We start from the raw sequence: 22,891 nt of genomic DNA, 5'->3' as shown, positions 1-22,891 counted from the left end.
CCGTTAGACACGCGTGAGCGGACGCGCAGCGCAAATGCCCTAAGCGTGATCGCTCAGCTTCCACCAGCTCCACAGGAGCCGCCGTTTGGGGGACCCACACTCTCATTGCTCGCACGCTTCGTGACGTATCTGCATGATTACGTCGATGCGATAAAGATGGCCGTGGTCGTCAAGAGAACGCTTCAGGAGACCGCTCTAGATTGGGCAGACCCACGCCTTGAGTCGGTCGTCCGCGCTCAATCTCGGCCCATCGTGGAGGTCCGTAGGATTTCTATGAACTCCCCTCTCACGATGGAACTGCTTGTGGGCGGGGCAAGCAGCCTAGGCGTCACATCTGCGGTGGTGTACCTCTTCAAGAACCCGTCCAAGCTGGGCGAGTGGTGGCCGAAGCTGCAAGCGTCCTGGTACGACGCACGTGCGGAGGCCGAGAAGGCTAAACAGGCATATGAGGCACTGGTCTCCGCTCGAACAGAGATAGAGGAACTGGAGCGCTGATCAACCACCCCCGAGCTGCCGGTACAGCTCCATGTCGGCGACGCGCTCGGGGAGTTGCTCGTCCTCTTCGGCTTCGTCCTTGTACTTGTCCAGCTTCATGCGCAAGCTTTATCTGTTTCTGGCAAGCGGTCCCAGGTTGTAGGAAGGAAGGCTTTGGCCAGCCGCGCGTTCTAGGGCCTGTACGGAGTTGAGATCAGAGGGATCTGCCTGCCTGCTGTCCGCGATCCTGGTAGGTCTTCGCCATGGCACGTGGAGACCTCACCGACGAGGAATGGTCCTTGATCGAGCCTCACCTGCCCCTGGGTGAGCGAGGCCCGATTCCGGATCTGCGGCGGCAGTTCAACGCGGTGATGTGGCGGTTTCGCACGGGCAGTCCGTGGCGGGACCTGCCCACCGAGTACGGGCCCTGGTCCAGCACCTACGACCGGTTCCGCTCCTGGGCACTGAGCGGCGTATTCGAGCAGCTGATGCAGGCAATGATCGCCGAGGCCGCGGCCCGCGGGCAGACCGAGCTTGGCCTGGTCAGCGTGGATTCCACCACGGCCCGCGCCCACCATCACGCCGCCGGAATGGCACTCGACAGCGAGCTTGTCGAACTGCTGGAACAGGCAGCCGAGCAGGAAAAGGGGCTCCGCCAAAGGGGCAAAACCCCCGCGACGGCAACCCCGATGAAGACGGCCGAGACGAAGGGCGGCGGCTACGACGGCGGCGCAGGTTCCGGCTGACGGCGGCCAAGCTGGGCCGCTCGCGGGGCGGGCTGACCAGCAAGGTGCACCTGTCAGCTGAGCGGCGATGCCGTCCGCTGTCTTTTGTTCTCACCCCTGGCCAGGCGGGAGACAGCCCGCAGTTTCGCGCCGTGCTGGAGCGCATCAAGATTCGCCTGCCCCTCGGACGTCCGCGCACCCGCCCGGACGCGGTGGCCGCCGACAAGGCCTACTCCTCGCGCGGCAACCGCTCCTACTTACGTCGACGCCGGATCAAGGCGGTCATCCCGGAGAAGAGCGACCAGGCGGCCAACCGCAAGAAGCGCGGCTCCCGCGGCGGCCGGCCGGTCAGCCATGATCCCGATCTCTACAAGCAACGCAACACCGCAGAACGATGCATCAATCGGATCAAGGAGTGGCGTGGGCTGGCTTTCCGCTTCGACAAGACCCCCGATAGCTATCTGGCGGGTCTTCATCTACGCGGGGCCATCTTGTGGATCCGAAGCCTTCGACCGACCTGAAGATCCGAACTCCGTACAGGCGCTAGGTGCGTTCATCGCGTCGCCATGGCCGCCAGCCGTTGCGCCAGTCATCCACAAACGACTGCACGATGAGCGCGGCCAGTCCCGCCAGCGGGCAGATAGCGAGATAGGCGGCGGTCAGGCGCAGCATTTGCGAGATCATCTGGACACCGTCTACGCCACCCACGGCGCGTCACCTTCCGTCGCGGCCGGCTGCACGTCATGTAGTCGCATCAGCAGCTCACGGGCCAGCGCGTGGTGCATGTCATAGTCGTCGAACCTGACGACGGCGTTGCGCTCGAACGGCACCAGCGGTGGCAAGTAAGGAACAAACACATCTGCCCGTACTCCGAAGGGGTAGCAGTCGCCCACGGTGAAGACGGCGGCGTTGCGCCGTAGGTGAGAACACCGTGAGATCGCTTCCGGGATGCAGGCCGGGCACGTCGGCGGGGCGTTGGTATAGCCGTCGCCATCACCGCCGTAGCCGGACGACAGCAGCCACCAAATGCGGCCCGTCTCCCGATCTACAGCCGACCGCGCGCACACCTGGCACAGCCGCTTGTCCATGCAGCGCCACTGCCTCAGCGTGTTGACCGTCTTGAAGTCGGGTCGGCCCGTGCGGTTCTGGCTCTGCCGCAGAAGGAGGACACCGTTGCGGAAGTCGTCCCGATGCGGCACGGCGTAGCTCAGTCGCAACCCGCCATGGCGCGGCACCCACTTCAGCGGAGGGTTCTGAGCCTCTCCTGTCCACCCGATCACGTACGGATAGCGGAACGCTCGCTCGCCTGCCGTGACCGTGGTCATGCCCACGCTCCGGCGTTCTGCGCGACCAGCAGGCCCACGCGGTCGGGGTGGTCGCTCGGCACCATCTCGATTCGGTCGTGCCGAGTCTCGTTGTCCGGGCCGACACGCGCCAACTCGACGGCATAGCTACCGGAGCGAGGGCCGATGGTCACCGTGGCGATCCTCCATCCGGCGTTCACGTAGATGATGAGCTTGGGAGGGTGCCAAAGGGTCTCGCCGGTGGAGTAGAGCTTGATCGCGCATCGGTCGGCAATCCGCTTGATCAGCTTGGCATGGATGCCTACGGCCGTCAGATGCTCCAGAACCCGGTCAAGAGCCGCGTTCTGGACTGCCGCTTCCTCCTCCGGTATCGGCTGGCATAGCAGGTCGTCAGCCGATGATGTTCTGTGTGTGCGGGCCATGTCTCGACGGTAGAAGTGGGCGATTTCCAAGCTCAACGAGTGTGCTCGAACTTGCTCGGAATCAACCAAGCTCAGAAATGGCGGCAGCGATGAGCTGCCGGGCCGCCGTCCCGTAGACGGCTAATTCAGACATGTGGTTGAACCCTCTGACGTACTGGGCGATCTCTGATGGCTGGCTCACGTTGATCTCGGCTGTCAGCAGCTCCACCTGCACCAGCGAGTCGTCAAAGATGTTGAACGCCTCTACGGGCCACATGAGCCGCTGTGCATCCTGCGGAATGACCCCGAGAGACACGGATGGCAGGGACATGACGGCCAGCAGGTGTCCCAGCTGCCCCGCCATGACTTCTGCGTTGCCTATCCGGCTGCGCAGCACCCATTCCTCTACCAGGACCGCGAATCGATGATTCCCCTCGTGCAGAAGCCGGGCTCTGGCTACACGAGCGGCTACGGCCTGCGCCACGTCGTTGGGGGCTTCTCTGAAGGCGGCGATGGATGACAGCAGCGCCTCAGCGTAGGCAGGCGTTTGGAAGAGACCCGGAATGACGTTGGAGCAGTAGACACGGAAGTGCTTTACCTGCTCGTACATTTTGATCTTGGAGACCTGGAGCTGTCGTAGCCCCGTCTTTTGGAGCCGCTTCCACTCCACGTACATCAGGTCGGCCGCTCGTGAGGCGGCGACTAGTTCAGGGATCTGATCCTCGGCACCACAAGCCGTACACCAGGCCCGGATGTCCGGCTCGGAGGGAACAGTCCGGCCATGCTCGATCTTGGATGCTTTGGATTCATGCCACCCCGCCATCTGGGCGACCGCTCGGGCCGTGAGCCCGGCGTCCAGGCGGATTTCTCGTAGGCGCTGAGCTATGCCCTGGCGTGCTTGCTGGGCGCTTGAAGACGGCGAGGTGCGCATGTATGGCTATCAGACGATCCTGTACTTGGCGTGATCGATCCCGCGTTCCCAAACCGCCTCGAATGCGGTCAGGCACTGCTTGATCACGCCGGGATCGCGAACGATCTCATCATCGAGATACCGGCCGTCTCCCGCGAAGAAGCCGAAACGGACCAGGTGGTCATCGAACACCCATAGGTCGTTCCCGGGAAGCAAGAGGTCAGACGCCTGTCGGCGGGGGAGCCACCTGACAAGCTCCCCGGCCTTGATGTTCATGGAGTCGGTCACGGAATGCTCGAACCGGATGTAGTCGGTAACCGGTTCGGACACGACTCGTGCCCGGCGAACCAGCACGCCCCTGGTCCGTGCCTCTCCTATGAGTTGGTGCCATTCGCGTTCCCGCTGCGTGCGGTCGTAGGGCGGTCCACCCTGCCAGGCGATGAACGACGGGTCGTCGGGCACGTAGGCGTCCCGCATCTCCAGGTGGACCGCTGAATGCTGGGCGCTCGCCAGCATCTCCTCAAAGGTCATGAGCGGCTCCATCACACGCCTCCATCAGGAGCTTGGCCATGCGTCGCGGGACGCGGACGACCTTCTCATTGTCGGGGATTGGGCTACGCGCGGCGACTTGGGCGAGATCTTCTGGCCCGGTCACTTCCCATCCTTGTATGACGATGCTGCCGTCCGACTCGTCCACCCACACGGAAGGGCAGTTGTTCCCGTCCGTATTCGGGTCGATGCCGATGAACCGTAGCGCCATGGTGCCCTCCGATGCTCCGAGTGTGCTCCAACTTGCACACGCGAGCTTGAACGGCAAGCGGGAGCCAGTCAAGCGACTCATGCCAGATTGGACCCATCACGGGTCAGCACAACGTCAGCACCGGTGCTGACAACAACCATGATCAACCCGGAACAACAAGAAGCCCCAGACTCTCGGCGTGTGCCGTGAGCTGGGGCTTTAACTCCTGTTTGACCAGGTCAGACCTGATCTGCTATGGAGCCTGGTGGACGATACTGGGATTGAACCAGTGACCTCTTCCGTGTCAGGGAAGCGCTCTCCCGCTGAGCTAATCGTCCTTGGAGGTGGAGACGGGATTTGAACCCGTGTGGACGGCTTTGCAGGCCGCTGCCTCGCCTCTCGGCCACTCCACCGAGGCCAACTCCGAGCGGAAGACGGGATTCGAACCCGCGACCCTCACCTTGGCAAGGTGATGCTCTACCACTGAGCCACTTCCGCGTTGCCCGACTACTCTAGCGGGTTTTCCGACCGGATGCTCACTCCACGCGCGCCCGGAGTGCCGCGAGGGGCTCCGGGCCTCGCGGCGCGAGGGGCTATTTGCGGAGCTGGCGGGCCACGCTGCGCTCCGTCGCCGGGAGGCTGAGGAAGATCTCCAGGATGCGGGTGAGCCGGTGGACCTCGATGCGGTGGAAGGCCGGACCGTCGGAGCGGGCCAGCAGCAGCGTGAGCGCGAGCGGCGGCAGCGGCGCGTGGATGACGTGCAGGCCGCCGTCGAGCGTGGCCGCCGTGGGGCGGGGCGGCACGGTCTCCGGCAGCGGCACCTTCTGCGGCGCGCGCCAGCTCGCGTACAGGACGCCGTGCTCGGCGGCCGTGGCCGCCCAGTCGGCGCTGAACAGCACGGGCAGCGAGTCGACGAGCGTGGTCAGCGCCCGGTCGCCGGCCGTGGTGATGTACTTGAGGATCTCCAGCTCCGGATAGGTGCCGGGCGCCTCGCGGGTGGTCCAGACGCCCTGGACCGCGACGCCGTCGATGCCCTCCAGGCTCTTGCGCAGGGCGTCCTTGGGGACGTCCTCGGGACAGAAGACGGTGATGTCGTCGACCGCCTGCCCCGCGCCCCTGTCGAGGACGGTGACCTGGGTGATGTCGGCCCCCGCCGTCCCGAGGACCCGGGTGACCTCGGCCAGCGACCCCGGACGGTCGGGCAGCGCGATGCGGACGCGAAGGAGCATCCATCCCCTCCCCTGCACAGATGCCGCTCCCAGCCTATCGGCGAATACCGGTCATGGCCGGACCTGCGCTACAAATGTCCAGGTGAAGATTGGGGCGATGGGGGTGTGGCCGCCGGTCGTGCTGGCGCCGATGGCGGGCATCACGAACGCGCCGTTCCGGGTGCTCTGCCGCGAGCAGGGCGGCGGGCTGTTCGTGTGCGAGATGATCACCACGCGGGCGCTGGTCGAGCGCAACCCCAAGACGCTGCGGATGATCCGGTTCGCGGAGTCGGAGTCGCCGCGCAGCATCCAGTTGTACGGGGTGGACCCCGACACGGTCGGCCGGGCGGCCAGGATGATCGCCGAGGAGGACCTCGCCGACCACATCGACCTGAACTTCGGCTGCCCCGTTCCCAAGGTGACCCGGCGCGGCGGCGGCTCGGCCCTGCCGTACAAGAGGCATCTGCTGCGGCGCATCCTGCGCGCGGCCGTCGCGAACGCCGGCTCCCTGCCCGTGACGATGAAGATGCGCAAGGGCATCGACGACGACCACCTGACCTACCTCGACGCGGGCCGCATCGCCGTCGAGGAGGGCGTCGCGGCGATCGCGCTGCACGCCCGCACGGCCAAGCAGCACTACGGCGGCGTGGCCGACTGGTCGGCGATCGCCCGGCTGAAGGAGGCCGTGCCGGAGATACCGGTGCTGGGCAACGGCGACATCTGGTGCGCCGACGACGCGCTGCGCATGGTGGCCGAGACCGGCTGCGACGGCGTGGTCGTGGGGCGCGGCTGCCTGGGCCGGCCGTGGTTGTTCCGCGACCTGGCCAACGCCTTCGACGGCGGCGCCGAACGGGCCCGGCCCACCCTCGGCGAGGTGGCCGCGATGATGGCGCGCCACGCCGAGGGCCTGGTGGAGTGCTTCGACCTGGAGCGGTACGCGGTGGCCGATTTCCGCAAGCACGTCGGCTGGTACCTGAAGGGCTTCACGGTGGGCGGCGAGCTGCGGCGGGAGCTGGCCTCGGCCGAGTCGCTCGACCAGCTCCGCGAGGGGCTCGCGCGGCTCGACCACGACCAACCGTGGCCGCCGAACACCGACACGCCGCGCGGCAAGTCCGGCGAACGCGGCAAGGTGCACCTGCCGGACGGCTGGCTGGACGACCCGTGGGACGGCGCCGTGCCCGACGACGCCGAGTCCGACACCTCCGGCGGCTGACCCGGCCGCTTTTTCCCGTGCTCTAGTGCGGGCCGGTCGTGTCCATGCCGCACGGGCCGCCGCCGACGGCGGGCTCCAGCGCGACGGGCTCGCCGGACATGGTCAGCGTCGGGTAGTGGACGGCGATCCGCTCGGCGGAACGGCCCACGTAGTGGCAGATGAAGCTGCGCCGGAAGCGGTCGGCCGTGGCGTTGGGGCCCGAACCGTGGACCAGGCTGCCGTTGAAGAAGAGCACGTCGCCGGGCTCCATGTCCACCGGCACGGTCTCCAGGCCGGGCGGCGGCGGGACGTACTCCCGGGTGAACGACACGTCCAGGTCAGCCTCTTCCGGGCAGAACAGGTCCATCTTGTGCGTGCCGGGCACCACCTCCAGGCCGCCGTTCTCCCGGTCGATGCGGTCGAGCGCGATCCAGGCGGCCACGCAGGTGCCGGGCTCCACCTGGAGGTAGAAGTTGTCCTGGTGCAACGCCTGCCCGCGCGCGCCCGGCGGCTTGAAGTAGAACATGCTCTGGGCTGCTATCGGCTCCTCGCCCAGCAGCCCCCGGAGGATCTCCGCGATGCGCGGGTCGAGGAGGCGGCGCAGGGCCAGGTCGTTCACCTGGTGGGGGTGCATGACCCGCGGATAGTCGCGCAGGATGTCGTACGGCTGTCCAGGCTCCTGCGGCCTGGGCTGGAAATGCCCCGGTATGGGGCCTGCGGCGTGCAGGTCCATGAACGCGTCGCGCAGCTCGGCGGCCTCGGCGGCGGTGAGGAGTCCGGGCACGACGGCGTACCCCTGGTCGTGGAAGGCGTTGAGCGTCATGCTTCTCACGCTAGGAAGCAAGCCCCGCGAAAGGTATGCCCGTGACCGCTGACGACTTGTCCGTTCCTGCCGCGGAGCTGATCATCGTGGGCCACTTCGACCGGGCGCCGGGGTACGTCACGCGCCGGCCGGCCGGCTCCCCGAGCTGGCTGGTGATGTGGACCCAGGCGGGGGCGGGGCTGGTGGAGCAGGGCGGCGCGTCGTTCACGGCGGGGCCGGGCGATCTGGTGGTGCTGGCCTCGGGCGCGGCGCAGCACTACCGGGTGGCGCCGGGGGCCGAGCGGTGGCGCTTCTGGTGGGCGCACTTCCAGCCGCGCCCGTCGTGGCCGGGGTGGCTCGCGCCGTACGCGCGGGCGGCGGGCTGTCATCTGGTGGCGGGGGTGCCGATCGCCCTGCACGAACGGCTCGACCGGGCCTTTCGCCGCGCGCTGCGCGACGCCCGCTGGCTTCCCCCCGCCGACCCCGCACGGCGCGACGGCACCGAGCCGGCCGGGGCGCGTCAGGCGGCTCCTGCCCGCGCCGGGTCACCGGCGGGCGGTGGTGCCGGGTCGCCGGTCGGCGTTACGGGGCCGGTGGCGGGGCGGAGCGCGGGCGACCCCGCGATCGCGGAGGTCGGGGCGGCGCTCGGCGAAGCGGGGCCGGTAGCGGGATGGAGCGTGGGCGATCCCGCTGTCGTGAGGGTTGGGGCGGCGCTCGGCGATCCCGGAGGGCCGGCGGGGCGTGGCGCCGCCAAGGGGGCCGAGGAGGCGAAGACGCTACACGGTGCTGAGACGCCAGGCGGGGCGGAGATGGAGCGGGACGCGAGTGGGGCCGTGGCCGGGTCGGCGGCGGCTCGGGAGCTGGTGCTCGGCGCGGTCGAGGAGGTGCTGGTTCTGGCCACCGCCTCGGCCCGCCGCCCCGGCGACGGCGACAACGGCGGTGGCGGTGCGGGCGGTGACGGGCGGGGTGGCGACCCCCGGGTGCGCCGCGCGCTGGCGCTGATCGCCGCCGAGCCCGGCGCCCCCCACTCGGTCGCCTCGCTGGCGCGCGCCGTCGCCCTCTCCCCGTCCCGTTTCGCGCACCTGTTCACGTCCGAGACGGGCGCGCCGCCGATGCGGGCCGTCCGCCAGGCCCGCATACGGCACGCGGCCCGCCTTCTCGAGGCCACGGACATGGACGTCGGCCAGGTCGCGACGGCCTCCGGCTTCGTCAGCCCGTTCCACTTCAGCCGGGCGTTCCGTCAGGAGTACGGCCTGCCGCCCCGCGCGTACCGGCGGACCCGCCAGGAGGCGGACCGAGCGGGCTCCTGACGCGGTGGCCGATTCGTGATCATGGCCTGGAACGATCTCACGCATGAAAATCATGATCACCGCCATCGTGGCCGGCGGGGCCCTGCTGGTGAGCGCCGCTCCCGCCCAGGCCGCCCCGGCCCGGATCGCCGCCAAGGACCCGGTCAGCGCCCTGAAGGCCCGCCTGGTCCCCGGCCACGGCGTCCGCTTCACCGACACCACCACGGTCAAGGCCGACGACGGCGACGCCGGCCTCCTGGAGCGCACCGGCACGTTCCAGTTCTCCAGGAAGGGGATCGCGGCGTCGGACATCACCGCGAAGTGGTCCGCCGGGACCGGCCGGGAGGACGAGAAGCCCGAGCGGACCATCAGCATCGGGAAGGTCAGCTACGACCGCAGCGAGATGTGGAAGGACAAGATGCCGCCGGGCAAGACCTGGTACCGCTCCCGTGGCCTGCCCGGAGGCGGCGGCGGCTTCTACGGCCAGGTGATCAACCCCGCCGAGCCCGGCACGCTCGCCGTGCTGCTCAAGAAGGGCAAGCGGTCCGGCGCCACGCTCAAGGGCACGATCACCTTCAAGGAGCTCGCCAAGGTGTCGCCGTGGTTCGACGCGTCCGTCCCGATCCGCTCCGACAACGCGGCGAAGGTGTCCTACGCCGTCACGTTCGACGGGTCGGGGCTCGCCGCCAAGGTGACCAGCTCGTACCCGGCGAACGCGGTCCTCGACACCTCGGGGATGGACGGCAAGACCCTGACCATCGAGTCGCGCTTCACCGGCTGGGGCCGGAAGGTGTCCGTCAAGGCGCCGGACCCGGGCACCGTCACCACCAAGGTCTCGGACTGACCCCTCCCGGGAGACACCCGGTCAGCGGACCCCTCGCGGTCGGAACTGGATGCTGATGCGCGGCCCCGTGGGCCGGGTGGTCTTGGGCACGGCGTGCTCCCAGGTGCGCTGGCAGCTCCCGCCCATGACGATGAGGTCGCCGTGGCCGAGGTCGTGGCGCAGGGAGTGGCCGCCGCCGCGCGGGCGCAGCAGGAGGGGCCGCGGGGTGCCGACCGAGATGATGGCGACCATGGTGTCCTCGGTGCCGCCCCGGCCGATCGTGTCGCCGTGCCAGGCCACGCTGTCGCGGCCGTCACGGTAGTAGCAGAGCCCGGCCGTGCGGAACGGCTCGCCCAGCTCCTCCGCGTAGTGGGCGTTGAGGGCGCGCCGCGCGTCGTCGAGCACCGGGTCGGGCAGCGGCTCGTCCTCCTCGTAGAACTTCAGCAGCCGCGGCACGTCCACGACCTTGTCGTACATCCACCGCCGCTCGCCCTTCCAGGGCACGTCGTCGGCCAGCCGCTCGAACAGCGTGTCGGCCCCCGACAGCCAGCCCGGGCGCACGTCGATCCACGCGCCGTGGTCGAGCGGGGTCCGCTGCACGGTGGCGCCGAGCGGGCCGACGGCGACGTCCTCGTCCAGCCCCAGCAGGGACGCCTGGAAAACACCCCTCATGCCGCCGAGTGTACGCCCGCCTTCAAACATCTTTTCGACTAGCCCCCGCCACCTGCGCTTTTCCGCCGCCGCGGCGGGCCGTCTCCCGTGCGGGCGGGGCGCGGCATCCGTGCCCGGCCGGTCCGTACGGCACGCAGCCCGCGCGGAACGGCCGGGCGCCCACCGGATGCCCGGGTGTCCCGCCAGTATCCGGCACAGGCCGCTGACGTGCCCAGTACCGGAGGCCGCGCGATTGCGGCCCGACCCGGGTTCCGCCGCCCCACGATCACCATGTAACGTCCTGTTGGTGATAGCCCGTTACATGTTCGGAGCGGTCACGGCCCGCACCGGGGACGAGATGTCCGGTCCCGCCCTGCTCGTGGCCGGGCTCGCCCTCACCGGGTCGCCCGTGGTGGCGTCCTGGCTGCTGGCGGGGCTGACCGCGTCGGCCGCGATCGGCGGGCCGCTGCTCGGGGTGCTGCTCGACCGCGCCGTGTACCCCGGCCGGATGCTCGCCGGCTGCCTGCTGGGTTACACCGCAGGCCTGCTGGCCGTGCTGCTCGGGCTGGGTCACGTGCCCGACGCCGCGTTGGTCGCGGTGGCGGTGCTCGCGGGCCTGCTCGGGCCCGCGCTCACCGGCGGCTGGACCGCCCAGCTCCCCCTCCTGGTCCCGGCCGCACGCCTGGAGCGGGCCAGCGCCCTCGACGCGATCAGCTACAACGCCGCGGGGCTGGCCGGGCCGGCCGTGGTGGCGGGGGTCGCGGCGGCGTGGGGCGGGCAGAGCGCCGTGGTGGTGTCGCTGGCGCTCCTGGTGGCGGCGGTCCCCATCGCGTACCGGCTCCCCGCGAGGACGCACCGAGCGACCGGCGAGGATCGCGAGGGGTCCCAGGAAGCCGCGGGGCAGGCAAGTCCTGCGGGGTCCCAGGAGGTTGCTGGGCAGGCAGGTCGAGAGGGGTCCCGACACGCAGGTCGAGGGCGATCCCAGGACGGTGCGGGCCGGGGGGCTGCTCCGGCACGCGACGGCGGCGGCGGGAGAGGGATCCGGCAGGAGCTGGCCGCCGGTTTCACCGCGATCGCGCGCAACGCGCCCCTCCGCAGGGCGACCGTGACCTCGATGGTGTCCTACTCGGGCGTCCCGATGTTCGTCGTCGCGGCGCCGCTGCTGGGGGCGGCGCTGGCGGGGGCGGTGGCGTACGGGGCGTTACTGCTGGCCGTGACCGCCGGCGCCGCCCTCGCCGCCAACGCCGTGCTGGCCCGGCGGCGTGGCCCGTCGCCCTCCCCCGACGCGATCCTGGTGGCCGCGACGCTGCTCCTCGGCGTGGCGCTGGCGCTCGCGGCCGTGGCGCCGCAGCTCGCGCCGGCGCGGCCCGGGCCGTTCACGGCGGCGTTCGGGGTGGCGGTGGTCGCCGCGGTGCTCGCGGGCGTGGCGGAGGGGCCGCAGCTCACGGCCCTGCTGGCGGTACGGCACCGCGAGGCGCCGCCGGAGCTGCGGAGCCAGATCTTCACCACGGGCGCCAGCCTCAAGATCACCTCGTTCGCCGCCGGGTCCACGGTGGCGGGCCCGCTGGCCGGGGCCGACCTGGGCGCCGCCCTCCTGGCCGGGGCGGCGCTCCAGGTCGCCGCCGTGGCGGCGTACGCGCTGCTGTCACGCGGGCCGCGCCGCCCCCGCCCCTGACGAGCGCGAGGAGGCACAGCGCCCCTCCTGACAAGCGCGCGGAAGGCGGGCGGCGTGACCCCTCGGTGAAGGGTCACGCCGCCGCCCGACGAGAGGCCGCCCTCAGCCCAGGACCGGGAAGTTGGCGCGGAACACCTGCCCCGGGTCGCGCGACTTCTTGATCTCCCGCAGCCGCGTGAGCGTCTCGGCGGGGAACGCCTGGGCGGCGTCCTCACTCGGAACCAGGAACGTGTACGGCTTGCGCCCGCTGACCCGCTCCCCGAGCCGCCGCACGATCTCCTCCTGGCTGGCCGGCACCGCCTCGGCGAGCCCGGGCAGCCGCAGCCCGAGCAGGTTCAGCAGGTACGGCTCGGCCACCGCGCCGCCCGCGCCCCCGGCGGGGTCGGCCTTGGCCAGCGCCCCGCCCAGGTGCCGGACGTGGAGGTTCAGCAGCGGCGCCACCGGCTCGGACGTGAGGGCCTCCAGCACCGCGTCGTCCACGCCGGTCAGCAGTTCCGCCCGCGGCAGCGCGGGGCTCGGATCGACCGGCTCGTCGGCGATGCCGCCCAGGCGGGCGACGTCCATGATCGAACGGTTGTCGGACAGCACGCCGCCGATCTTCTCGAACGGCGCCAGCAGGTCCCTGGCCTCCTCCTCGCTCCCCAGGTACGTCACGTCCATCGTGACGATCGCGGGGGCGGGAGGCGGCGGCTGCACCCGGTTGACCCACACCGACAGCTCCCCCGGCGCGCCCGCCGTGACCTGGCGGAACGCCTCGAACACCTCACCGGTGCGCTCCCCCGGCCACACCAGCCGCCCGCCGTACAGGAGCGGCAGCGGGAACAGCTCCAGCTCGACGGCGGTGATCAGGGCGAAGTCCCCGCCGCCGCCCCGCAGGGCCCAGAACAGGTCGGCGTCGGACTCGGCGGTCACCCGGACCTGCTCGCCTCCGGCGTCCACGACCTCGAAGGCGCGCACGGAGTCGGCGGCCCAGCCGTGCGCGCGGCTGAACCACGACAGCCCGCCCCCGGCCACGAACCCGCCCACGCTCACCACGGGAGAGCTGCCCGCCAGACCCGCCAGGCCGTGCGCGCCGGTCTCGGCGAGCACCCGGCCCCACCGCGCGCCGGCGCCCACGCGGGCGACCCGCGCGGCCGGGTCCACCTCGACGCCGTCCAGGCGACCGGTGCGCAGCAGGATGACGCCCTCCACGTCGCCCGAGGCGCCGTGGCCCGAGGGCTGGGCGGCGATCGTCAGCCCCGCGTCGCGGGCGTGGCGCACCAGGGCCGCCACGTCCGCCGCGTCCTCGGCCTCGACGACCGCGGACACCGGCTGCGGCACGCCCACCGTCCACGCACCGCTCGCCTCCGCGAAGCCGCTGTCACCGGGGAGAAGAACCCTTCCCCTGACGACATCCCGCAGGTTCTCGCTCGTCATGTGTTCCTCTTCTCCACTTGCGTCACTCGAAAGATCCTCGCGCATCGCGCGGGGATGAGAGCGGGTCTCGCCGGCGCGATCGCGCTCCCGACCACATGACGGAGCCGAGTGGGAGAGTGTGACCACCGCGTCCTCGGCGGACAGGCGCGGAGATCAATGCGACAAAAGCCCCAAATAGGCATACTCTTCCGTCCGTCGATAGGAGCCGGCCGCATGAAACGTGTCGTACTCGTCCTCGCCGCTCTCGCCGCCGGCCTGGGAGTCACCCCCGCCGCCCACGCCGCGAGCGGCACCGTGGTCCTGAAGTTCTACGACACCGCGGGCAACGGCACCGAGCTCAGCGCGACCCAGGCCAAGGCCGTGATGCACGGCAGCGGCGGTTCCGACAGCGACGCCCTGGTCGACCCGGTCACGCTGGAGGACGTCCAGGGGTATCCGCTCTACAAGGGCGGCTCGCCCGCCCGGTGGCGCTTCGACGTCCCCCGCAAGGCCGTGGCGTTCGCCGTGAACTGGCCGACCAGCCGCGGCTTCTCGACGGTCGTCGTCGACAACGGCGGCGCCGGGTTCAGAACCGGCGGGACCCTGGTGTTCAACCAGCAGGCGGCCGAGGACGCCAAGCGGCGGCTGGACGCGGCACTGGCCGCGCGGCCCGACTACGTCCGCTCGGCGGCGTTCACCGCCGCCCTGGCCGACGCCGTCGCCAACCTGGACGCGGCCGACGCCGCGACGACCGACGCCGGCCGCGGCAAGTACGGCCAGCGCGCGCTGAACGCGGTCAACACGGCCAACGACCTGCTGCTCAGCGAGTACGGCCCGGCCTACGCCCGAGCCCGCGACACCCGGCCGTGGATCGGCCTCACGGTCGACGACATCAAGTCGCACCCGGACTGGGCCGCCCTCGCCAGGACGCACACGCAGCCGTACGGCTGGGTCAGGATCGTCTTCGACCCGATCGCGGATCACGGGAACGTCGAGCACTACCGCGGCGCCGTGAAGGCGGCCCGCGCCGCGGGCCTGCACGTGATCGGCCAGCCGATCGACTCCACCTTCGCCAGCCGCTACACACGAGCGGAGTACCTCGCCAGGGTCAAGGCCTACGTCGACGCCTACCCCGACGTCGAGGCGTGGGAGGTGGCCAACGAGGTCAACGGCTGCTGGGTCGACAGCCGCACCGACGCCAAGGGCGACTGCCTGGACAAGCGCGTCGCCGGCGACGACCGCATCAAGAACAAGATCGCCGACGCCGCCGCCTACGTGCGCTCCAAGGGCGCCAAGGTGGTCCTCACGCTCTACTGGCAGCTCGGCACCGATGACGCCCGGTGGTCCACCTTCACCTGGGCGCGCGCCAACCTGCCCGCCTCGACCAGGAAGAACATCGACGTGGTCACCCTGTCCACGTACGTGGAGGACGCACCCATGGGCCTCGCCTTCGACCAGGTCATGCGGGCGCTGCAGGCGGAGTTCCCGCACCAGAAGGTGGCGGTCGGCGAGCTGGACTACTGGAGCCACGACACCACCAAGGCGTTCTGGGCCTTCGACAAGAGCGACCCGCTCGCGGGGCGGCGCGCCGTCGCCGCGCACTACTACGCCGCCTCCCTGGGCTACCCGCGCAGCCTCGGCGGCGCCTTCTGGTGGTACTTCGTCCAGGAACTGCCCGGCGACGCCGGCCTGCAGAAGGCGATCCGCTCGGTGGTGGACCGGCTCACCCTCCCCTGAGGCCGCGCCCGGTCAGGCGCGGGCCCGGTGGGCGGCGACGCGCTCGCGGGTGGCGCAGCGCGCGCTGCAGTAGCGGCGCGGGCTGCCGCCCCCGAGGTCGAGATACGGCCGGCGGCAGCCGGGCGAGGCGCACAGCCCGCCGGGCACGCGCTGGAGGTCGGCCAGCAGCACCGCCAGCGCCAGCGCCGACGACGACAGGAACCACTCCGCCCACGGCGCGTCGTCCCGGCTGTCCACGTGCAGGTGCCACGGGCTCGTGCCGCCGTGGCGGGTGAGCCGGGGCGCCCGGGCGGTGTCGTCCAGCACCTGGTTCAGCAGCCGGGCGGCCTCGTCGGGCCCGGGGGCGGCGAACACCTCCACCAGCCGGGCCGCCGCCTCCCCCATCGCGGCGACGTCGTCCGCCGAGAGGCACGGGCTCATCGCCACCCCGCCGCTCCCCGCCCCGGGAGACGCGGGAGTCCCCGGAGTCCGCTCCTCCTGAGGCTCGGGAGGCGTTCCCCCGCCGCGCGGGCCGGCGACCGGGACCGGGACGACCGTCTCGCCGTGCGCCCGCAGCACCTCCGCGACCGCCTCCACGGAGGGCCTGCCGGGCGACCCACCCGACGGCCCCCCGGGCGACCCGCCCGACGACCCGCCCGACGGCCCGCCGGGCGGCTCCCCGTACAGCAGCACCACGCACAGGTCGACCGCCCGCGCCGCCATCGCCTTCGTGGAGTGAACCTTCACGCCCGCAGCGTATGCCCGCCCGGCGCCGGTGGACGCCTCCGTCACCCGCCGCACGCGGCGAAGACGAAGGTGTCCTTCAGCAGCGCGTACCGGTCCCTGATCGTGACCTTGCCCGTGCCGGTGTCGATCTGCGCGATCGACACCGTGTAGCCCTTGGCCTTGTAGTCCACCAGGTGCACCGTGACCTGCGACGGCCCCGTCCAGTCGACCATCTCGACGTCGCCGGCCGGCAGTTTCACCTTCAGCCGGGCCGTCACCTGGTCGGTCGCCATGTCGTACAGGGCCAGCCGCCGCTTGGCGGCGAGCGCGGCGACCGTGCGGCCGTCGCCGGACAGCGCCTGCGGCCCGTTCGAGGCGATGACCTGCGGGGGCGTGACGCGGGCCAGCTCCTGTCCCGAGTCGCTGTAGGCGACGAGGATCTGCGAGCCCTCGTCGTCCTCCGACCCGGCCAGTACCTCGCCGCCGTCGGCGCTGAAGCCCTTCAGCTCGTACGCCGCCGGGATCGTGCCGATCCGCTCGCCCGTCCCGGTGTCGAAGACGCGGGTGTCCCGCGCCTTGTCGCCGGTGAAGGACACCGCGAGCCGGGAGCCGTCGTCGGAGAGCTGGAGAGCGGTCTCGTACTGCGCCACCTTGGGCAGCGCGTTCCCCGGGAGCAGGCTGACCCCGCCGCCGAGGGTGCGCAGGGCCAGGCGGCCGCCCTTGGTGAAGTACGCGAGCCGCCGGCCGTTGCCGCTGACCGCGACGGGCGCGGCCACGTTGGCCGCCTTCCGGCCCTTGGCGTCGCGGGCGATCGTCTGGGCGTCGGGCAGCGTCCCGCGCGCGCCGCTGTGCATGACGACGCGCCAGGCGCCGCACGGGCGCGTCTCGCCGCCCTTGGACGGGCAGCCCTTGATGGAGACGTACCGGACGCTGTCCTGGCCGTGGCCGGTGTGGGCGTGCGGCGGCTCGTGGAGGACGCTCACCGGAGCCGTCATCGGGGCCGTCATCGGACCCGCCATCGGGGCCGCCACCGGAGCCGCCAGCGCGGTCGCGGGTGTGGCCAGAAGGACGGCCAGCCCCAGTGCGGCCCCCGCCGCGGCGCCCGCCGGGAACGTTCCTCTGCCGTTCGCGTCACTCATCGACGTCACTCTCCCGCCACGTAGAAGGCGTACCGGTCCTTGCCGAGGGTGTACCTGTCGTTCTGCCGGACCTCGCCCGTGTCGGGGTCGGCGGTGAGCACCCGTACCACCGCCGGCCTTCCCGGGTCGTCGGTCGTCGTCGTGAGGACGAGCCGCCCGTCGGCCGTCCACCGGGCGAGGTACGGCGAGGCGGACGGCTTGAGCGCCAGCTTCACCGTGTCGTGCAGCTCGCCGCTGTCCAGGTCGTAGATCCGCAGCCGCGGCGGCCGCTTCAGGTCCGCGTCGCCGTCGATCAGCACCGCCACGGTCCTGCCGTCGGCGGCCAGGGCGAGGGTGGTGGCGTTGGCCACGACCTGGGGCGGCGTCCTGCGCGTCGAGCCGCCGCCGAGCCGGTGCGCGACGAGGGCCGTGGTGTTGTCGCCGGAGAGGCGGTGGGCCAGCACCTCGTCGCCGTCGGCGCTGAACCCGTCGGGGTCCTCGGCGGCGGGCAACTCGGTGACCTTCCCGGTGGCGATCGTGACGACCTTGGTGGGGCGGCGGGCCGGGTCGTCGTCGTAGCTCACGAGGAGCCGGTCGCCCGCCGGTGACAGGGTCAGGGTGAGGTCGCCGGTGCCGATCCCCTTCGGCACGAGCGAGCGGGGCAGCCGCGTGACCGGTCCCCCGGCGGCGGCGCGGACGACGACGCGGTGGTCGCGGGCCCGCTCGTAGGCGAGGACGCGGCCGTCGCCGCTGATCGCGAAGCGGCCCTCGTCGCCGACCGGCCGGCCCTTGGCGTCGGTCCGGTGGACCGCGGCGTCGCGGACCGTGACCGTGCGGCCGTCGGCCATGAGCAGCCGCCAGTGCCCGCAGGCGCGGGTGTCGCCGTTCTTGCCCGCGCAGGACGGGATCCACGCCGCCCGGGCCGCCGGCGAGCCGGTGACGGTGCGGGAGGCGTGGGAGACGTGGGTTGCGCCGGACCCGTGGGCGGCTTGGGCGGGGAGCGGCGCGAGCGCCGTCCCTCCGATGATCGCCGCGGCCAGTAATGCCGCGGATGCTGAGATGCGCCTCATGTCGGTGATCCTTCCGTTCACCCCGGTTAGATCCCGGCAGGAGAAGCGCGGTTGGTCACATCTCGGCCACGACCGCGGCGCGCGTCGCGGTCGTCGCCTACCGCGGCGCGCGTCGCTACGGCAGCGGCCTGCGTCCCGCGAAGCCGAGGTCCGTGCGGTGGTACCAGCCGAGCTCGGTCTCGCCCTCGATCCAGCACAGCCGTACGGACACGCCGTCGAGCACGGCCGGGAAGTCGAGGAGGACGGGCGCGATGCCCTTGATCTCCAGGCCCTGGCCGGCCCACCCGCTCAGGATCTCCTCGATGCGCGCCTCCAGCGCCTTGAGCTCGGGGATCCCGCCGAGCGGGGAGGACCCGGAGGTGCGCCGGTCGTGGGCGAGCTCGGTCATGTCGGCGCGGGCGGCGACGAGCGCGCGGGCGTCCTCGACGATCGCGGGCAGCAGCGCGCGGGCCTCGTCGGGCGTGTAGAGCCTGTCCATGACGGCACGTTAGCGCCCGGCGCCGCCCCGGGCGGGCCGCCGGTCAGGCGTTCGGCCTGAGGCGAACCGGTCAGGCGTTCGGCTCGTACGCGTGCACGAGCAGCCGCTCGGCGTGGTCGAGGTAGCCGTCGAGGAAGGCCGCCGCCTCGTCCGCGCGCCCGCTCTCCAGCAGCTCCAGCAGGCGGCGGTTGCGCTCCACGAACGGCTCGTGGAAGTCGCGCGGGTTCTTCATGACGTGGAAGACGAGCCGCAGCTCGGCGAGGAGCTGGCGCATGGCCTCGTCCAGCCGCGGGCTCTGGTTGAGGGTGACCAGCGCCTGGTGGAAGCGGATGTTGGCGGTGCCGACGGCGCGCCAGTCGTCGCGCGCGGCGGCCCGCTCGGCGTCGGCGACGGCCTCCTTGATCAGCCCCAGCGCCTGCGGGGTGGGGCTGCGGCGCACGGCCGCGCCCTCGATGACGCGGCGCACGCGGTAGAGGTCGGCGACGTCCTCGGCCGACAGGATCCGGACGAACACCCCCCGGTTGAGCCGGTGGTCGAGCAGCCGTTCGTGGCCGAGGAGCCGGAACGCCTCCCGCAGGGTGTTGCGCGAGACGCCGAGCGCCTCGGAGATCGCCTCCTCCGACAGGCGCTGACCGGGCTCGAAGAAGCCCTCGCTGATGCGCTCGCGCAGGATGTCGGCGACCCGCTCGGCCGTGCTGCTGCGCCCCAGGCGCGAACGGTCTCGTTCGAGATCAGCAACCCCATGGTCCACGACGCCAATTAATCATCGAACAAACCTCTTGTCGAATTGTTCAACGATTCCTATGTTGAAGACAAAGCCTTTCAACACCGTGGGGAGCGAAGCGATGGCAGGCTCCACTTCCCAGGCGCGGCGGGTGATCGTCGCGAGCCTGGTCGGCACGTCCCTGGAGTGGTACGACTTCTTCCTGTACACGACCGCGGCCACGCTGGTCTTCGGCAAGCTGTTCTTCCCGACCCTGGAACCGCTCAACGCCACCCTGCTCGCCCTGACCACCAACGCCGTCGCGTTCGTCGCCAGGCCGCTCGGCGGCATCGTCTTCGGCCACTTCGGCGACCGGGCCGGGCGCAAGACCGTCCTCGTGGTCACGTTGCTCGTGATGGGGATCTCGACGTTCCTCATCGGCGTGCTGCCGGGCTACGCCACCATCGGCGTCGCCGCCCCGATCCTGCTGGCGGTCCTGAGGTTCGTGCAGGGGCTCGGGCTGGGCGGCGAGTGGGGCGGCGCTGTCATCATGTCGCTGGAGCACGCCGACGACCGCCGCCGCGGGTTCAACGCGAGCTGGCCCCAGGTGGGAGTGCCGGCCGGGTTCGTGCTGGCCACCGCGCTGCTGGCGCTGCTGTCGGCCACGATGACGGACGCGGCGTTCCTGTCGTGGGGGTGGCGGATCCCGTTCCTGCTGTCGGGCGTGCTGGTGGTCGTCGGGCTCTGGGTGCGGCTGAAGGTGACCGAGTCGCCGCTGTTCGCGGAGGTGGAGAAGCAGGGGCGGACGGCGCGGATGCCGCTGGTCGAGGTGGTGCGCACCCACCCGCGGGCGCTGGTGTCGGCCTTCACCGCCCGCATCGGCGTGGACGTGGCCTTCTACACCTTCACCGTCTTCATCCTCGTCTACGTGACCGGCCGGCTCGGCCTGCCCCGCTCCGTCGGCCTGAACGCGGTGCTCATCGCCTCGGCCCTGCAACTGGGCCTGATCCCGTTCTTCGGCTCCCTGTCCGACCGCCTCGGCCGGCGGCCGGTCTACCTGGCGGGCGTCGTCGGCGCGGCGATCTGGGTGTTCGCGTTCTTCCCGCTGCTCGACACCCGCTCGTTCCCGCTCATCGTGCTCGCCGCGGTCGTCGCGCTGATCACGCACGCGGCCATGTACGGGCCGCAGGCGGCGTTCATCGCGGAACTGTTCAGCACCCGGCTGCGCTACAGCGGCGCCTCCATGGGCTACCAGCTTGCCGGGATCGTGGGCGGCGCCATCGCGCCGATCATCGCGCTCAAGCTGCTCGACGTGTACGGCACGACGCTCGCCGTGTCGGTGTACGTCGTGATCGCGCTGGCCGTCACGGCCGTGGGCCTGGCCATCGCGCCGGAGACCCGCGACCTCGACCTCGCCCGCCCCACCGACCTGGCCCACCGGGGCTGACCCCGGCCCCGGGCGGCCCTGGCCGGTCCAGGGGCGTCCAGGTCGCACTCCCCCAAACCGCCGCGAAGGCGCGGGCGGCGGCTGCCACCGCCGCCCGCGCGGGAGGTCCCCTGTGAGAACCGCCCTGCTCGTCATCGCCACGATCCTGTCGGTCCCGGCGCTCATCGGTCTCGTCACCGGGCTGGAGCGGACCGACGGCGGCGAGGTCGCCGTGGTCCGCGACGGCGGCCCGTTCGACGACAACAAGGTGCGCCAGGTCATCGACCCGGCCTCCGGCCTGACCTGGACCGGCTGGTGGTCGTCCACGCACGGCTACCCGGCCCAGCAGCGCTTCTACACGATCACCGCCGACCCCCGGCGGGCCACCACGCTCGGCGTGGACGTCGTGACGGTGCCCAGCAGCGACGGCGTGAACCTCGGCATCGAGGGCACCCTGTACTTCACCCTCAACCTCGACCACGAGACGCTCAAGACGTTCGACGACAAGTACGGCACCCGCACCTTCCGCGCGCAGGGCGACGCCGCGCTCTACCCGTGGGAGGGCGACGAGGGCTGGAGCGCCTTCTTCGGCCAGGCGGTGCGGCCGGTCATCGACAACGCGCTGCGCTCGGAGATCGGCGCCATGCGGTGCGGCGAGCTGGTGCCGTCGTGCTCGCTGCTGGAGAGCACCGCGCTCCGGCCGCAGAGCAGCAACACCAACCTGGTCAAGGTGCAGAACGCGGTCAACGCCACGCTCGCCCGCGAACTGCCCGGCACGCTGGGCGGCGACTTCCTGACCGGGCTGCGGTTCACGCTGGCCAGGGTGACGCTCCCGGCCGAGGTGCAGAAGGCGGTGGACCGGTCGCTGTCGGCCGGCGCCGCCGTGTCGGAGGCCCAGGCGAAGGTGGAGCAGGCCAAGGCCGAGGCCGCGGCCAACCGGGCGCGCCAGGAGGGCTACGACAAGTGCCCGGCGTGCGCCGAGATCGAGAAGCTCAGGTCGTTGCCGCAGGGCATCACGGTGTACGCCCCGGGCAACCCGCAATCGGTCGTCGTCCCGGCCCGCTGATCTTCCCTGGCACGGCGCGCCGATCTTCGCGAGCCCGGCGCGCCGATCCTCCGCTCCCGGCTCGCCGATCTTCACCGTCCCGCCCGCCGCGACCGCGGGGGCCGCGGCGGAGCGGGCGGCGAACGGGCCGGGAGCGAAGCGGACGTTGTGATTGAATCGCTGCCGATTCCCAGAACACCGGGCATCCATTGCGCATAAACTGCGCGCCTGTGAGCCTGCCTGTACGTGAACGTTCCCCCCGCCCGGGCGGCGGTCGCCACCGCCGTCCCGTGCCCACGTCCCTGCCGCCGGACGCCCCCGTGCTCGTGCTCGCCGCGCCGGGCGACGCCTCCGGCGTGGCCGCGGAGATCGCCGCGGTCGTGCGGGTGGACAACCCCCAGATCGAGGTGCGCCTGGCGACGGTCGCCGACCTGACAGGCTCCCTGCCCTCCGGCCGCGACGCCGTCGTCGTGCCGCTGCTGACCTGGGACGACCCGGCCGTCCTCGCCGAGATCGACAAGGCCGTGGCGGCCGCCGGCACCGGCGCGGTGGTCACCGAGGCGCTCGGCCCGCACCCGCTGCTGGCCGAGGCCCTGCACATCAGGCTGGCCGAGAAGGGCCTGGCCCGGGCCGACCGGGTGCGCCTGCTCAACGTCTCCAGCCCCGTCGACGCGGTCATCCTCGGCACCGCCGGCGGCGCGCGGGCGGTGCAGGCCGTCCAGGCCACGGCCGTGCTGCTCGCCTCCCGGCTGACGCTGCCGGTCGTGGCCGCCTCGCTCGACAGCGAGCCGGGCGTGAGCGTGGCCGCCCAGCGGCTGCGCGCCGCCGGGGCCGAACGGCTGGCCATCGCGCCCTGCGTGATCGGTCACGAGCTCGCCCCGGACGCCCTGGAGCGGGCCGCCGCCGAGATCGAGGCCGGGCACGCCGAGCCGCTCGGCGCGCACGGCGCCATCGCCGAACTTGTCGCCCGGGCTTACGGTAGTCAACTCGCCACTTGACAAGGGCTTGTGGAGATCGCAGA

Annotated in this window: 24 protein-coding genes, 3 tRNA genes and 1 pseudogene; 10 read left to right on the top strand and 18 right to left on the bottom strand. The window is 71.7% G+C overall.

What is annotated here, in order from left to right; all coding sequences use genetic code 11:
* The first annotated feature begins 120 nt into the window (after window positions 1–120).
* On the top strand, window positions 121–495 hold the full coding sequence (locus HD595_RS32970; RefSeq protein ID WP_253775859.1) for a hypothetical protein: 375 nt from the start codon (window positions 121–123) through the stop codon (window positions 493–495).
* Between the two features lie 242 nt (window positions 496–737).
* Window positions 738–1,720 (top strand): annotated as a pseudogene (locus HD595_RS32965) (IS5 family transposase).
* 22 nt (window positions 1,721–1,742) lie between these two features.
* Here HD595_RS32965 and HD595_RS46275 read toward each other — a convergent pair.
* The 10 genes from HD595_RS46275 to HD595_RS32920 all read right to left on the bottom strand — a co-directional run bounded on the left by HD595_RS46275 (window position 1,743) and on the right by HD595_RS32920 (window position 5,782).
* The gene (locus HD595_RS46275) at window positions 1,743–1,871 is read right to left on the bottom strand and encodes a hypothetical protein (RefSeq protein ID WP_301309670.1); all 129 of its coding nucleotides are present in this window, start codon (window positions 1,869–1,871) and stop codon (window positions 1,743–1,745) included.
* Window positions 1,872–1,894: 23 nt separating this feature from the next.
* Window positions 1,895–2,524, bottom strand: coding sequence for a hypothetical protein (locus tag HD595_RS32960; protein WP_253775857.1), 630 nt, complete (start codon window positions 2,522–2,524; stop codon window positions 1,895–1,897).
* Window positions 2,521–2,925 (bottom strand): hypothetical protein, encoded by a 405-nt coding sequence (locus tag HD595_RS32955; protein WP_253775855.1) that lies wholly within the window; start codon window positions 2,923–2,925, stop codon window positions 2,521–2,523. The genes HD595_RS32960 and HD595_RS32955 overlap by 4 nt, the downstream gene beginning before the upstream one ends.
* A 61-nt stretch (window positions 2,926–2,986) precedes the next feature.
* Window positions 2,987–3,835, bottom strand: a complete 849-nt coding sequence (locus HD595_RS32950) for a helix-turn-helix domain-containing protein (protein ID WP_253775853.1) — start codon at window positions 3,833–3,835, stop codon at window positions 2,987–2,989.
* A 9-nt stretch (window positions 3,836–3,844) separates the two neighbouring features.
* Complete coding sequence (locus tag HD595_RS32945) at window positions 3,845–4,345, bottom strand: DUF6879 family protein (RefSeq protein ID WP_253775851.1); 501 nt, start codon at window positions 4,343–4,345, stop codon at window positions 3,845–3,847.
* On the bottom strand, window positions 4,335–4,574 hold the full coding sequence (locus HD595_RS32940) for a hypothetical protein (RefSeq protein ID WP_253775849.1): 240 nt from the start codon (window positions 4,572–4,574) through the stop codon (window positions 4,335–4,337). Before HD595_RS32940 ends, HD595_RS32945 begins: the two co-directional genes overlap by 11 nt.
* Window positions 4,575–4,816: 242 nt before the next feature.
* A tRNA-Val gene (locus tag HD595_RS32935) sits at window positions 4,817–4,891 on the bottom strand.
* A 1-nt stretch (window position 4,892) separates the two neighbouring features.
* Window positions 4,893–4,966: transfer RNA gene (locus tag HD595_RS32930), tRNA-Cys, on the bottom strand.
* 13 nt (window positions 4,967–4,979) lie between these two features.
* Window positions 4,980–5,051: transfer RNA gene (locus HD595_RS32925), tRNA-Gly, on the bottom strand.
* A gap of 95 nt (window positions 5,052–5,146) precedes the next feature.
* On the bottom strand, window positions 5,147–5,782 hold the full coding sequence (locus HD595_RS32920; RefSeq protein ID WP_253775847.1) for an ACT domain-containing protein: 636 nt from the start codon (window positions 5,780–5,782) through the stop codon (window positions 5,147–5,149).
* A gap of 82 nt (window positions 5,783–5,864) precedes the next feature.
* Between HD595_RS32920 and dusB the strand changes: the two genes are divergently transcribed.
* Window positions 5,865–6,974, top strand: a complete 1,110-nt coding sequence (gene dusB, locus HD595_RS32915) for a tRNA dihydrouridine synthase DusB (protein ID WP_253775845.1) — start codon at window positions 5,865–5,867, stop codon at window positions 6,972–6,974.
* A 22-nt stretch (window positions 6,975–6,996) separates the two neighbouring features.
* On the opposite strand, the gene HD595_RS32910 is transcribed toward dusB, so the two are convergent.
* Window positions 6,997–7,776, bottom strand: a complete 780-nt coding sequence (locus HD595_RS32910) for a phytanoyl-CoA dioxygenase family protein (RefSeq protein WP_253775843.1) — start codon at window positions 7,774–7,776, stop codon at window positions 6,997–6,999.
* Window positions 7,777–7,817: 41 nt separating this feature from the next.
* Between HD595_RS32910 and HD595_RS32905 the strand changes: the two genes are divergently transcribed.
* Entirely contained in the window at window positions 7,818–9,065 is a 1,248-nt protein-coding gene (locus HD595_RS32905) for a helix-turn-helix domain-containing protein (protein WP_253775841.1), read from the top strand.
* A 43-nt stretch (window positions 9,066–9,108) separates the two neighbouring features.
* Entirely contained in the window at window positions 9,109–9,888 is a 780-nt protein-coding gene (locus HD595_RS32900) for a hypothetical protein (RefSeq protein WP_253775839.1), read from the top strand.
* 21 nt (window positions 9,889–9,909) lie between these two features.
* Here HD595_RS32900 and HD595_RS32895 read toward each other — a convergent pair whose 3' ends face one another.
* Window positions 9,910–10,539 carry an alpha-ketoglutarate-dependent dioxygenase AlkB gene (locus HD595_RS32895; protein WP_253775837.1) on the bottom strand — a complete coding sequence of 210 codons (630 nt, stop codon included), beginning with the start codon at window positions 10,537–10,539 and terminating at the stop codon, window positions 9,910–9,912.
* 286 nt (window positions 10,540–10,825) lie between these two features.
* Between HD595_RS32895 and HD595_RS32890 the strand changes: the two genes are divergently transcribed.
* Window positions 10,826–12,193, top strand: a complete 1,368-nt coding sequence (locus HD595_RS32890) for an MFS transporter (protein WP_253775835.1) — start codon at window positions 10,826–10,828, stop codon at window positions 12,191–12,193.
* Between the two features lie 102 nt (window positions 12,194–12,295).
* Here HD595_RS32890 and HD595_RS32885 read toward each other — a convergent pair whose 3' ends face one another.
* Window positions 12,296–13,609: an FAD-binding oxidoreductase gene (locus HD595_RS32885; protein WP_253775833.1), complete on the bottom strand. Its 1,314-nt coding sequence runs from the start codon at window positions 13,607–13,609 to the stop codon at window positions 12,296–12,298.
* Window positions 13,610–13,822: 213 nt separating this feature from the next.
* On the opposite strand from HD595_RS32885, the gene HD595_RS32880 reads away from it, so the two are divergent.
* Entirely contained in the window at window positions 13,823–15,325 is a 1,503-nt protein-coding gene (locus tag HD595_RS32880; protein WP_253775831.1) for a hypothetical protein, read from the top strand.
* Window positions 15,326–15,337: 12 nt separating this feature from the next.
* On the opposite strand, the gene HD595_RS32875 is transcribed toward HD595_RS32880, so the two are convergent.
* The 5 genes from HD595_RS32875 to HD595_RS32855 all read right to left on the bottom strand — a co-directional run bounded on the left by HD595_RS32875 (window position 15,338) and on the right by HD595_RS32855 (window position 19,447).
* The gene (locus HD595_RS32875; protein WP_253775829.1) at window positions 15,338–16,051 is read right to left on the bottom strand and encodes a CGNR zinc finger domain-containing protein; all 714 of its coding nucleotides are present in this window, start codon (window positions 16,049–16,051) and stop codon (window positions 15,338–15,340) included.
* Window positions 16,052–16,092: 41 nt separating this feature from the next.
* Window positions 16,093–17,169 carry a WD40 repeat domain-containing protein gene (locus HD595_RS32870; protein ID WP_253775827.1) on the bottom strand — a complete coding sequence of 359 codons (1,077 nt, stop codon included), beginning with the start codon at window positions 17,167–17,169 and terminating at the stop codon, window positions 16,093–16,095.
* Between the two features lie 5 nt (window positions 17,170–17,174).
* Window positions 17,175–18,218 carry a hypothetical protein gene (locus HD595_RS32865; RefSeq protein WP_253775825.1) on the bottom strand — a complete coding sequence of 348 codons (1,044 nt, stop codon included), beginning with the start codon at window positions 18,216–18,218 and terminating at the stop codon, window positions 17,175–17,177.
* Between the two features lie 115 nt (window positions 18,219–18,333).
* A complete protein-coding gene (locus HD595_RS32860) occupies window positions 18,334–18,696 on the bottom strand; it encodes a DUF2203 domain-containing protein (protein WP_175595779.1) in 363 nt (120 codons plus the stop codon).
* 70 nt (window positions 18,697–18,766) lie between these two features.
* Window positions 18,767–19,447: a GntR family transcriptional regulator gene (locus tag HD595_RS32855; protein ID WP_253775823.1), complete on the bottom strand. Its 681-nt coding sequence runs from the start codon at window positions 19,445–19,447 to the stop codon at window positions 18,767–18,769.
* Between the two features lie 94 nt (window positions 19,448–19,541).
* Between HD595_RS32855 and HD595_RS32850 the strand changes: the two genes are divergently transcribed.
* The 3 genes from HD595_RS32850 to HD595_RS32840 all read left to right on the top strand — a co-directional run bounded on the left by HD595_RS32850 (window position 19,542) and on the right by HD595_RS32840 (window position 22,868).
* Window positions 19,542–20,846: an MFS transporter gene (locus tag HD595_RS32850; protein ID WP_253775821.1), complete on the top strand. Its 1,305-nt coding sequence runs from the start codon at window positions 19,542–19,544 to the stop codon at window positions 20,844–20,846.
* A gap of 112 nt (window positions 20,847–20,958) precedes the next feature.
* Window positions 20,959–21,891: an SPFH domain-containing protein gene (locus HD595_RS32845; protein ID WP_253775819.1), complete on the top strand. Its 933-nt coding sequence runs from the start codon at window positions 20,959–20,961 to the stop codon at window positions 21,889–21,891.
* Between the two features lie 269 nt (window positions 21,892–22,160).
* Entirely contained in the window at window positions 22,161–22,868 is a 708-nt protein-coding gene (locus HD595_RS32840; RefSeq protein WP_253775817.1) for a sirohydrochlorin chelatase, read from the top strand.
* Window positions 22,869–22,891 lie beyond the last annotated feature (23 nt).

Origin of the sequence: Nonomuraea roseoviolacea subsp. carminata, from assembly GCF_024172185.1 — a bacterium.
Classification (GTDB): domain Bacteria; phylum Actinomycetota; class Actinomycetes; order Streptosporangiales; family Streptosporangiaceae; genus Nonomuraea; species Nonomuraea roseoviolacea.
Note: the sequence above shows the minus strand (reverse complement) of the source record. Positions and strands in the feature narration are given on the sequence as shown.

Coding starts and splice junctions, on each gene's coding strand:
- HD595_RS32850 (WP_253775821.1), top strand. CDS start 19,542: ATGGCAGGCTCCACTTCCCAGGCGCGGCGGGTGATCGTCGCGAGCCTG.
- HD595_RS32945 (WP_253775851.1), bottom strand. CDS start 4,345: ATGACCTTTGAGGAGATGCTGGCGAGCGCCCAGCATTCAGCGGTCCAC.
- HD595_RS32880 (WP_253775831.1), top strand. CDS start 13,823: ATGAAACGTGTCGTACTCGTCCTCGCCGCTCTCGCCGCCGGCCTGGGA.
- HD595_RS46275 (WP_301309670.1), bottom strand. CDS start 1,871: ATGCTGCGCCTGACCGCCGCCTATCTCGCTATCTGCCCGCTGGCGGGA.
- HD595_RS32960 (WP_253775857.1), bottom strand. CDS start 2,524: ATGACCACGGTCACGGCAGGCGAGCGAGCGTTCCGCTATCCGTACGTG.
- HD595_RS32955 (WP_253775855.1), bottom strand. CDS start 2,925: ATGGCCCGCACACACAGAACATCATCGGCTGACGACCTGCTATGCCAG.
- HD595_RS32950 (WP_253775853.1), bottom strand. CDS start 3,835: ATGCGCACCTCGCCGTCTTCAAGCGCCCAGCAAGCACGCCAGGGCATA.
- HD595_RS32860 (WP_175595779.1), bottom strand. CDS start 18,696: ATGGACAGGCTCTACACGCCCGACGAGGCCCGCGCGCTGCTGCCCGCG.
- HD595_RS32895 (WP_253775837.1), bottom strand. CDS start 10,539: ATGAGGGGTGTTTTCCAGGCGTCCCTGCTGGGGCTGGACGAGGACGTC.
- HD595_RS32885 (WP_253775833.1), bottom strand. CDS start 13,609: ATGACGAGCGAGAACCTGCGGGATGTCGTCAGGGGAAGGGTTCTTCTC.
- HD595_RS32940 (WP_253775849.1), bottom strand. CDS start 4,574: ATGGCGCTACGGTTCATCGGCATCGACCCGAATACGGACGGGAACAAC.
- HD595_RS32900 (WP_253775839.1), top strand. CDS start 9,109: ATGAAAATCATGATCACCGCCATCGTGGCCGGCGGGGCCCTGCTGGTG.
- HD595_RS32920 (WP_253775847.1), bottom strand. CDS start 5,782: ATGCTCCTTCGCGTCCGCATCGCGCTGCCCGACCGTCCGGGGTCGCTG.
- HD595_RS32870 (WP_253775827.1), bottom strand. CDS start 17,169: ATGAGTGACGCGAACGGCAGAGGAACGTTCCCGGCGGGCGCCGCGGCG.
- HD595_RS32865 (WP_253775825.1), bottom strand. CDS start 18,218: ATGAGGCGCATCTCAGCATCCGCGGCATTACTGGCCGCGGCGATCATC.
- HD595_RS32910 (WP_253775843.1), bottom strand. CDS start 7,776: ATGACGCTCAACGCCTTCCACGACCAGGGGTACGCCGTCGTGCCCGGA.